General features: G+C 73.2%; 11 protein-coding genes and 1 pseudogene. 10 read left to right on the forward strand and 2 right to left on the reverse strand.

Annotated elements, in window-relative coordinates:
• The first annotated feature begins 48 nt into the window (after positions 1-48).
• Genes IF37_RS0137000 through IF37_RS0137010 form a run of 3 tightly spaced genes read left to right on the forward strand, consistent with a single transcriptional unit; the run spans position 49 to position 3,568 of the window.
• Positions 49-975, forward strand: coding sequence for a hypothetical protein (locus IF37_RS0137000; RefSeq protein ID WP_030753603.1), 927 nt, complete (start codon positions 49-51; stop codon positions 973-975).
• The gene (locus tag IF37_RS0137005) at positions 972-2,360 is read left to right on the forward strand and encodes an NtaA/DmoA family FMN-dependent monooxygenase (protein WP_037858089.1); all 1,389 of its coding nucleotides are present in this window, start codon (positions 972-974) and stop codon (positions 2,358-2,360) included. The genes IF37_RS0137000 and IF37_RS0137005 overlap by 4 nt, the downstream gene beginning before the upstream one ends.
• Positions 2,357-3,568, forward strand: a complete 1,212-nt coding sequence (locus tag IF37_RS0137010; protein WP_030753609.1) for an LLM class flavin-dependent oxidoreductase — start codon at positions 2,357-2,359, stop codon at positions 3,566-3,568. Before IF37_RS0137005 ends, IF37_RS0137010 begins: the two co-directional genes overlap by 4 nt.
• 97 nt (positions 3,569-3,665) lie before the next feature.
• On the opposite strand, the gene IF37_RS0137015 is transcribed toward IF37_RS0137010, so the two are convergent.
• Positions 3,666-4,367, reverse strand: coding sequence for a DUF5324 family protein (locus IF37_RS0137015; RefSeq protein ID WP_030753612.1), 702 nt, complete (start codon positions 4,365-4,367; stop codon positions 3,666-3,668).
• 298 nt (positions 4,368-4,665) lie between these two features.
• On the opposite strand from IF37_RS0137015, the gene IF37_RS0137020 reads away from it, so the two are divergent.
• Complete coding sequence (locus IF37_RS0137020) at positions 4,666-5,220, forward strand: peptidylprolyl isomerase (RefSeq protein WP_030753615.1); 555 nt, start codon at positions 4,666-4,668, stop codon at positions 5,218-5,220.
• Positions 5,221-5,351: 131 nt separating this feature from the next.
• Positions 5,352-6,239: a rhomboid family intramembrane serine protease gene (locus IF37_RS0137025; protein ID WP_030753617.1), complete on the forward strand. Its 888-nt coding sequence runs from the start codon at positions 5,352-5,354 to the stop codon at positions 6,237-6,239.
• Positions 6,240-6,553: 314 nt separating this feature from the next.
• On the opposite strand, the gene crgA is transcribed toward IF37_RS0137025, so the two are convergent.
• Complete coding sequence (gene crgA / locus IF37_RS0137030) at positions 6,554-6,808, reverse strand: cell division protein CrgA (RefSeq protein ID WP_030753621.1); 255 nt, start codon at positions 6,806-6,808, stop codon at positions 6,554-6,556.
• Positions 6,809-6,959: 151 nt separating this feature from the next.
• Here crgA and IF37_RS0137035 point away from each other — a divergent pair, with 151 nt between their 5' ends.
• The 5 genes and pseudogenes from IF37_RS0137035 to IF37_RS45375 all read left to right on the forward strand — a co-directional run.
• Positions 6,960-7,748, forward strand: coding sequence for a DUF881 domain-containing protein (locus IF37_RS0137035; protein ID WP_030753624.1), 789 nt, complete (start codon positions 6,960-6,962; stop codon positions 7,746-7,748).
• A 48-nt stretch (positions 7,749-7,796) separates the two neighbouring features.
• Positions 7,797-8,486: a class E sortase gene (locus IF37_RS0137040; protein ID WP_030753627.1), complete on the forward strand. Its 690-nt coding sequence runs from the start codon at positions 7,797-7,799 to the stop codon at positions 8,484-8,486.
• A 63-nt stretch (positions 8,487-8,549) separates the two neighbouring features.
• On the forward strand, positions 8,550-8,711 hold the full coding sequence (locus IF37_RS44105) for a hypothetical protein (RefSeq protein ID WP_030753630.1): 162 nt from the start codon (positions 8,550-8,552) through the stop codon (positions 8,709-8,711).
• Positions 8,708-9,346, forward strand: coding sequence for an aminodeoxychorismate/anthranilate synthase component II (locus tag IF37_RS0137050; RefSeq protein WP_030753633.1), 639 nt, complete (start codon positions 8,708-8,710; stop codon positions 9,344-9,346). The genes IF37_RS44105 and IF37_RS0137050 overlap by 4 nt, the downstream gene beginning before the upstream one ends.
• Positions 9,343-9,717: pseudogene (locus IF37_RS45375) on the forward strand (hypothetical protein); the annotation flags it as partial. The gene IF37_RS0137050 and the pseudogene IF37_RS45375, both read left to right, overlap by 4 nt.

The following is a 9,717-nucleotide window of genomic DNA, read 5'->3' on the forward strand; positions in this document are numbered from 1 at the left end:
CCCACGCCCCCCACCACCCCCGGCTCCGACCGGCCTTGGAGGCTTCGCATGTCCCAGTCCCTGCCGCCCGTGCTCACCGAGGTCGCCTACCAGGACGGCCGCTACGTCACCTTCGGCCGGCCCGAACCGGGCGCGCCGCAGACGCTGTACCGGGTGGCCGACGGCGCCCTCGCCGCCGCCTTCACCGGCACCGACGGCTCCGCCGACGCCGTCCGGGCCGCCGTCACCGAGGGCGCCGAGACCGTCGTCGTCCCGGCCGGCGACCCGGCCGTACGCCCGCGGGTGCCGCTGCTGCCCGAGGCGTCCGGTGCCGCGCTGCTCAGCGGCTTCATGGGCACCCACAAGAAGAAGTGGGGCGGAGCGAGCCAGCCGGAGGGCGAGTTCACGCCGCCGAAGTGGTTCTTCAAGGGCTTCGGCGACTGGGCCCGGCTGCCCGGCGAGCCGCTGACCGTGCCCGCCGCCCCGATCGCCCTGATCGAGGAGCCGGAGGTCGCCCTCGTGTACGTCAACGACGCCGACGGCACCCCCCACTACGCCGGTTACACCTTCGGCAACGACCTGTGCGACATCGGCCTGCACCGCAAGGACCCCGGCTACAACCCGTACTGCAAGCTGTGCGACACCGCGCTCGCGCCCTGGCTGTTCCTCGGCGCGCCGCCGCGCTCGGCGACCGGCCGGGTCACCATCGTCCGGGACGGCGCGACGGCCTGGGAGGGCACCTTCGACTGCGGCGGCGACGCACTGTACTTCCGCGTCCGGGACATGGCCGAACACCTGTTCTCCTTCCCTGCGGTGCGACGACCCGGCCTGGTGAACTACGTGCTGCTGGGCGCCGACGAGGCCAGCTTCCACGACGGCTTCCGGATCGCCGACGGCGACCGCGTCGGCATCGACGTCAAGAGCCACGGCGTCAGCTTCGAGAACACGGTGCGGTACGTCTCCCCGGCCCCCGCCGCCGTCGTCCCCGCCTCATGAGCGGACCCGCCCCCGCCCGGCGCAAGCAGGTCCACCTCGCGGCCCAGCTGCCCGGTATCCACAACGTGACCGTCTGGTCGGACCCGCGCTCCGAGAGCCAGATCGCCTTCGACTCCTTCCTGCGGCTCGCACAAACCGCCGAACGCGGCCGGTTCGACTTCTTCTTCCTGGCCGAGGGCCTCCGGCTGCGCGAGCACAAGGGACAGCTGTACGACCTGGACGTGGTCGGCCGTCCGGAGAACCTCACCCAGCTGAGCGCCCTGGCCGCGGTCACCACCCGGCTCGGGCTCGCCGCCACCGTCAACGCCACCTTCAACGAGCCCTACGAGGTGGCGCGCCGGCTGGCCACCCTGGACCACCTCAGCGGCGGACGCTCCGCCTGGAACGTGGTCACCAGCTTCGACGCCTTCACCGGCGAGAACTTCCGGCGGGGCGGCTTCCTCGCCGAGGCCGACCGGTACGGGCGCGCGGCGGAGTTCCTGGCCACCACGCGCGAGCTGTGGGACAGCTGGGCCGACGGAGACGTGCGCGCCGACCCGGAGGCCGGCGCGTTCGTCCGGCCCGGCGCCGGCCGCTTCGCCCACCACGGCCGGCACTTCGACATCTCCGGCCGCTTCACCACCCCCCGCCCGCCGCAGGGGCACCCGGTGATCATCCAGGCGGGCGAGTCCGACCCGGGCCGCGACTTCGCCGCCGCCGAGGCCGACGTCGTCTTCAGCAAGTACAACCGGCTCGACCAGGCCCGCGCCTTCTACCGGGACGTCAAGGCACGCCTGCCCCGGTACGGCCGGTCCCCGGACGACCTGAAGATCCTGCCGACGGCCACCGCGGTGGTCGCCGACAGCGACGCGGAGGCCGCCGCGTACGCCGACGAGATCACCCGCGCCCAGGTGAGCCCGCAGACCGCGATCGCCCACCTGGAGGCCGTCTGGGGCCGTGACCTGTCCGGTTACGACCCCGACGGGCCGCTGCCGGACGTCGACCCGGAGCCCGACTCGCTGATGCTGAAGGGCCACTCGCTGTTCCGCCGGGACCGCGACGAGATCGCCCGGCGCTGGCGGGCCCTCGCCGAGGAGCGCGGTCTGAGCATCCGCGAACTGGTCATCGAGGTCTCCGGCGGGCAGACCTTCGTCGGCTCCCCGCGGACCGTCGCCGACGCCATCGACCACTTCGTGCAGACCGACGGCGCCGACGGCTTCGTCCTCGTCCCGCACCTGACCCCCGCCGGACTCGACGACTTCGTGGCCCGGGTCGTGCCGCTGCTCCAGGAGAAGGGCGCGTTCCGGCGGGACTACACGGGCACCACCCTGCGCGACCACCTGGGCCTCGGGCACCGCACGGCGCGCGACACGGCGACCGCCGCCGTCCAGGAGGAGGCCTCGTGACCGCACCCCCGCTGCACCTCGCCGTCGCCCTCGACGCCGTCGGCTGGCACCCGGCGGCCTGGCGGGCCGCGGACGCCCGGCCCGGCGCGCTGTTCAGCGCCGGGTACTGGGCGGACCTGGTCACCGAGGCCGAGCGCGGCCTGCTCGACTTCGTCACCTTCGAGGACGCGCTCGGCGTGCAGTCGGCCGCCTTCCACCGGCCCGACGACCGCACCGACCAGGTGCGCGGCAACCTGGACGCGGTCCTGCTCGCGGCCCACGTGGCGCCGCTGACCTCGCACATCGGCCTGGTCCCCACGGCGAACGTCACCCACACCGAGCCGTTCCACGTGGCCACCGGCATCTCCACCCTCGATCACGCGAGCACCGGCCGGGCCGGCCTGCGCCCCCAGATCGCCTCCCGCGCCGCCGACGCCACCCACTTCGGCCGCCGTACGACGCCGCAGCTCACCGACGACGACGTGCGCGACCCGGAGCGGATCGGTCGGCGGCTGCGTCCGCTGTTCGGCGAGGCCGCCGACGTGGTGGAGGCCGCCCGCCGGCTGTGGGACAGCTGGGAGGACGACGCGGAGATCCGGGACGCGGCCACCGGCCGCTTCATCGACCGTGACAAGGTGCACCACATCGACTTCAGGGGCGAGTACTTCGGCGTCCGGGGCCCCTCCACCGTTCCGCGGTCGCCGCAGGGGCAGCCGCCGGTGATGAGCCTGGCGCACGCCTCGGTGCCGTACGAGTTCGCGGCGCGCTCCTGCGACGCCGTCTGGATCACACCGCACGACCGCGCCGGAGCCGCGGCCGTCCTCGCCCAGGTGGACACGGCCGTCGCCGCCGCCGGCCGGGACACCCGGGCCCGGCCGCTGCTCCGGTTCGCGGAGCTGCTCGTCTTCCTGGACGCCGAACCCGGCGCCGCCGCCCGCCGCAAGGACCGCCTCGACGCCCTCGACGGCGCCGTGCTCGGCTCGGACGCGGAGGTGTTCACCGGCACCCCCGGTGAACTCGCCGACCTGCTGCTGGACTGGCGGGAGGCGGGGCTCGACGGCTTCCGGCTGCGGCCCGGCACGCTGCCGCACGACCTGCTGGAGATCACCCGCGGCCTGGTGCCGGAGCTACAGCGGCGCGGGGTGTTCCGCACCGCGTACGACGCGACGACCCTCCGCGGTCACCTGCGGCTGCCGCGTCCCGGCAGCCGCTACGCGCGGACCGGCTGACCCCGCGCCGCCGCGCGCGGGTACGGACGGGTCCGGGCCGGCCGGGTCCACCCCGGCCGGCCCGGACCCGTCCGCGGGGCCAAGGGCCCCGCGGACGTCAGGTCTGGTCGTCGTCGTCCGCCGCGTCCTCGTCCGCCTGCTTCGCCTGCACCTCCGGGTCCAGCCCGGTGGCACCGGTGCCGTCGACGGAGCTGAGGCGGGGTGAGTCGGGCACCTCGGTCGCGGCGGGCGGCTCCACCAGCCAGTCGGGGTTGGCCTGCCGGTCCCACCACTTCCAGGCCGCGAAGGCGCCGCCCGCGACCAGGGCCAGCAGCCCCAGCCCCTTCAGGGCACGGCCGGTCCGGCACCGCCGGGCGTTGCGCCGGGCCAGCTTCTGGATGTCCTGGGCCGAGACCTGGCCGCGCAGCGCGGCCAGCGCGGCGGCACCGCGCGCGGCGGCCTCGTCCCGCACGGGGACCGTCGCGGCCACCGCCTGTTCGATCCTGGGCCGTGAGTACTGGGCGGCCTGCCGGGCGGCCTTGCGGGTGCGGACGGCGGCCTCCTGCGCGGCCAGGTCCACCTTCGGCGGCACATGGGTGAGAGCCTGCTCCAGGCGCGGGGCGAGCCGGGCGTCGTACTGCACGCGGGCCTGTTCGGCGGCCTGCGACACCACGGGCGCCAGCCGTACGCGTGCCTCCTGCGCGTAGTACGCGGCACGCTCCTTGGCCGTGTCGGCGTAGGGCGCCACCACTTCCGCGGCGTGCAGCACGCTGTCCTTCGCCGAGCCGGTCGCGGCGCGCACGCTGTCGATGCGGGTCACGGGTTCCTCCTCCTCGGTGGCGTACGGTATTTCGACTTTCCACCCTTTTACGGATCATGCCTGCCGGGAGCCGGTGCGGCACGCCGGGATGGCATACGGGTGCCGGACGCCTTCTCCGGCGCGGTTCCGGGCGCGGGGGCCCGTCGTCGACATTGCCACGAAACCCTCCGTCGCGCCCCCCGCCCGGCCCGGGACGCGCCGTGCGCCCCCGCGGATGTCGCGGCCGCCCGGCGACGCGCGGACCGGACCGTGGAAGGATCGGAGGGAGGCGGTGGACGACGACGACGGAAGGCGGATCGTGCCCGAGCAGCTGTACGCAACCCTGAAGACCACCCTCGGCGACATCGAGGTGCGGCTCTTCGCGCGGCACGCTCCGGTCACGGTCCGGAACTTCGTCGAACTGGCCCGCGGCGAACGCGAGTGGACCCATCCCCGCACCGGCGAGCGGACCAGGGACCGGCTCTACGACGGCACGGTCTTCCACGCCGTCATCGGCGGCTTCATGATCCAGGGCGGGGACCCCCTGGGCAACGGCCTCGGCGGCCCCGGCTACGGCTTCCAGGACGAGTGCCACCCGGACCTGGCCTTCGACAGCCCCTACCTGATGGCGATGGCCAACGCGGGCCCGGGCACCAACGGCTCCCAGTTCTTCATCACCGTCACCCCGAGCACCTGGCTGAACGGCAAGCGCACCATCTTCGGCGAGGTCACCGGCGCGGCCGGCCGGAAGGTCGTCGACGCCATCGCGAGCGTGCCGACGGGACGCAACGACCGGCCGCTGTCCGACGTCGTGCTCCGCACGGTGGTCGTCGAGGCGCGCGAGGAAGCGCGCGAAGAAGCGCGCGAAGCCTGAGCCGGCCGGCCCGGTACCCGGGTCCGGCGGGAGCGGAAGGACACGCGGGGAACCGAACGCGCCGCTCGTCCGTATGGATGAGCGGGGCAGGATAGTGCCGTCAGGCAGGACACGACGAGCAAGGGGAACCGATGGACCAGCCCGCAGGGAGCGCGCAGGACGCCCGCAGCGCGCCCGGGTGCTACCGGCACCCGGACCGCCCGAGCGGCGTGCGCTGCACCCGCTGTGACCGGCCCATCTGCCCCGAGTGCATGGTCAGCGCCTCGGTCGGTTTCCAGTGCCCGGAGTGCGTCCGCGGCGGCTCCGGCGAGGGGCCCGCGCCGCAGGCGTCCCGGCCGCGCACGCTCGCCGGCGGCACGGTCACGGCCGACCCCCGGCTGCTCACCAAGATCCTGATCGGGATCAACCTCGCGGTCTTCATCGCGATCCAGGCCGACCGCTCGCTCCTGGACGACGTGGTGCTCTACGGCGCATGGCCGCCGAAGCCGTTCGCGCCGACCTCGGGTGTCGCCGGCGGCGAGTGGTACCGCTTCGTGACCTCGATGTTCGCGCACGAGGCGTACTGGCACATCGGCTTCAACATGCTGAGCCTGTGGTGGGTCGGCGGCCCGCTTGAAGCGGCCCTCGGCCGGGCCCGCTACCTCGCGGTCTACTTCGTCTCCGGGCTGTCCGGCGGCGCGCTGACCTATCTGCTCGCCTCCCCGACGGACGGTTCGCTCGGCGCCTCGGGCGCGATCTTCGGGCTCTTCGGCGCCACCGCCGTCCTGATGCGCCGGCTCAACTACGACATGCGGCCGGTCGTCGCCCTGCTCGCGATCAACATGATCTTCACCTTCAACCCGGCGATGAACATCGCCTGGCAGGCGCACATCGGCGGGCTCGTGGCCGGTGTCGTCACCGGGTACGCGATGGTGCACGCCCCCCGCGAGAAGCGGACGCTGGTGCAGTACGGCACCTGTGCCGTGGTGCTCCTGCTGGCCCTGGCCCTGGCGCTGGTCAGGACCGCTCAGCTCACCTGACGGGGCGGGGGAGACACGGGGAGGACGCGGGGGAGACACGGGCGAACACACTCGTCCCGAACCGTTGTCCACAGCGTGTGCCCGATCTTGTGCATAGGGTGCGGACACAGCTGTGCCCCCTGTCGCTCGGATGCGTTTCCGCAGGTCGGACAGGGGGCGAACGAATGTCTGACGGTCACGCGGCCAGTCACACCGGCGTCAACATCCCACGGGTTATCCACAGATCGTCGTTCTTTTTCCCCACTGTGGAAAACGGCTGTGGATAACTCGGTGGACAGCCCTGGGCAGAGCTGCCCGCCGGGCCGTTCCCCGGGCTACTTCCACTGCGTGGAGACACCGAACCCGGCGGCGATGAAGCCGAAGCCGACCACGATGTTCCAGTTGTCCAGGCTGTCGACCGGCAGCGAGCCGTCGGTCACGTAGAAGACGACGATCCAGGCCAGGCCGACGAGGAACATCGCCAGCATGACCGGTGCGACCCAGGCCCGATTGGTCAGCCTGATGGCCTGCGCCTGCTTCGCCGGCGGCGGCGTGAAGTCGGCCTTCTTGCGGATACGTGACTTCGGCACGAGGGTCTCTCCTGTCGATGCGCTGCGTGGCCGCGCAGGGAACTGGTCGGGCTCGGGGCAGCGTACAAGGGGCCAACATGACGACTCTGTGTGCTCCCCCGGGCGTCCGTTAGCGTAGTGCTTCCGTGGCGCCGAAGGAGATAAGGGTACGTTGAGCAATTCTGCCGACTCCCCCGGGACGGGATCAACGGGTCCGGGTCCGGCCCGCAGGTCGCGTCCGCGTCCCGTGCGGGTCCTCACCGCGGCCGTCTTCGCCCTGGCCGGGCTGATCTTCTTCACCAGCTTCGACACGGCCAAGGGCACCGACATCCGCCAGGACGGCTCCCTGCTGAAGCTGTCCGACCTGATCCAGCAGCGCAGCCGCAAGAACAAGGAGCTGGACGAGTCCAACGCGGCCCTGCGCGGCAGCGTGGAGTCCCTCGCCGAGAGCGACGACGGCAGCACCAGGGCCGAGGACCGGAAGCTCGGCGGTCTGGAGAAGAGCGCGGGCACCCGGCGGCTGACCGGCGAGGCCGTCACCGTCACCCTGAACGACGCCCCGCCCGACGCCACCGCCAAGCTCCCCGGCTATCCCGAGCCGCAGCCCGACTACCTGGTCATCCACCAGCAGGACCTCCAGGCCGTGGTGAACGCGCTGTGGCAGGGCGGCGCCAAGGGCATCCAGGTCATGGACCAGCGGCTGATCTCCACCAGCGCGGTGCGCTGCGTCGGCAACACCCTGATCCTCCAGGGCCGCGTCTACTCACCGCCGTACAAGATCACGGCGGTCGGGGACCCCGGCCGGCTGAAGCGGGCGCTCGCGGACAGCAAGGCGATCCAGACCTACATGGTCTACGTCAACGTCTACGGCCTCGGCTGGAAAGTCGCCGACGACGGGCCGGTGACTCTGCCCGGTTACTCGGGCACAGTGGATCTGCGCTACGCGAAGCCAGTGGAGTAGCCGGGCCGGCGGGCAGGCCGGCCGGCAGGTCTCGGTCGGGAGCCGCCGGTGCGGGTGATCGTCAGAACGGCCAGCGAACTGTGCATCACCGTCGGCGCCCTGATCGTGCTCTTCGTGGGCTATGCGCTGTTCTGGACCGGCGTGCGGGCCGAGGGCGCGATGAGCGACCAGATCGACCGGCTCCAGCGGCAGTGGGCGCGGGGGAGCGTGCGGCCGGCGGACGCCCCGGGCGGACGGACTCCGGCCCCGCCGGAGCCGGCGCCGTACCGGGCCGGCGAGCCCTTCGCGATCATGTACATCCCGCGGCTCGGTGCCACGTGGAACAAGCCGGTGCTGGAGGGCACCGGCCGGGACGTGCCGGCCCGGGGACTCGCCCACTACCGGGGGACCGCGCGGCTCGGACAGCGCGGCAACTTCGCGGTCGCCGGGCACCGGCGGACCTACGGCGACCCGTTCAAGGACTTCCCGCGGCTGCGGCCGGGCGACGCGGTGGTGCTCACCGACGGAACCACCTGGTTCACGTACCGGATCGACAAAGGTCCCTACAAAACCGTGCCGACCGACGTCGCGGTGGTCGATCCTGTCCCGCGGGCTTCGGGGTATCCGCGTCCGGGCCGGTACCTGACCCTGACCACCTGCGATCCGGAGTGGGGGCACAGCCACCGGCTGATCGTCTGGGCGCACCTGGACGCCACGCGACCCGTGGAGACAGGCGAACCGGAGGCTCTGCGCCGCTAGTCTGGTGACGTACGGCGTGGGTCTGGTGCCGTAGGGGACACGGAAGGGACGGCAAGGGACGGCATGTACGGCTGGATCTGGCGGCATCTGCCGGGCAACGCGTGGGTGCGGGCGCTGATCTCGCTCGTACTGGTCCTGGCCCTGGTCTACGTCCTGTTCCAGTACGTCTTCCCGTGGGCCGAGCCGCTGCTGCCCTTCAACGATGTGACGGTGGACAACCAGTGAGTGCGCGGATTCTCGTCGTCGACAACTATGACAGCTTCGTCTTCAACATCGTCCAGTACCTGTACCAGCTGGGCGCGGAGTGCGAGGTGCTGCGCAACGACGAGGTGTCGACCGCGCACGCCCAGGACGGCTTCGACGGGGTGCTGCTCTCCCCCGGGCCGGGGACGCCGGAGCAGGCGGGCGTGTGCGTGGACATGGTCCGGCACTGCGCGGCCACCGGGGTGCCGGTCTTCGGGGTGTGCCTCGGCATGCAGTCGATGCAGGTGGCGTACGGCGGTGTGGTCGACCGGGCGCCCGAGCTGCTGCACGGCAAGACCTCCCCGGTCGAGCACGAGGGCAAGGGCGTCTTCGCGGGCCTGCCCTCGCCCTTCACGGCGACCCGCTACCACTCCCTGGCCGCCGAACCGGCGACCGTCCCGGCGGAGCTGGAAGTGACCGCCCGCACCCACGACGGCATCATCATGGGCCTGCGCCACCGGGAACTCCCGGTCGAGGGCGTCCAGTTCCACCCGGAGTCGGTGCTGACCGAGCACGGGCACCGGATGCTGGCCAACTGGCTCGCGGAGTGCGGCGACCACGGTGCCGTGGCGAGGTCGGCGGGGCTCGCCCCGGTGGTGGGCAGGGCCACGGCGTGACCGCGCTGCGCCCCGAGCGCGAGGACATGTACGGCGGCGGGAGACCGTACGAGTCCTCCGGCGGTGCGCGGCGGTACCCCGGACGCCGGCCGGACCCGCCGACGGCGCCGCTGCCCCGGCTGACCGGGGACGCCCTGCGGGCGCCCGCGCCCGCCGAGGACCGCACGGCGCCGCTGCCGCGCGTGGAAGCGGAGACGATGGGTCTGCGCGTCCCCCAGCCGCAGCCGCAGCCGCAGCCGCAGCCGTTCGGGCGGCAGGGCGTGCCCCCGGGCGCCCCTGGGCCTCCCCCGGCGGCTCCCGCCGCGGGAGCCGCGCCGGACGGCCGCGCGGCCGGGAGAAAGGCCGCCAGACGGCGCGGCGGGGGCCGGCAC

It is taken from the genome of Streptomyces sp. NRRL S-31 (assembly GCF_000718775.1).
GTDB lineage: Bacteria > Actinomycetota > Actinomycetes > Streptomycetales > Streptomycetaceae > Streptomyces.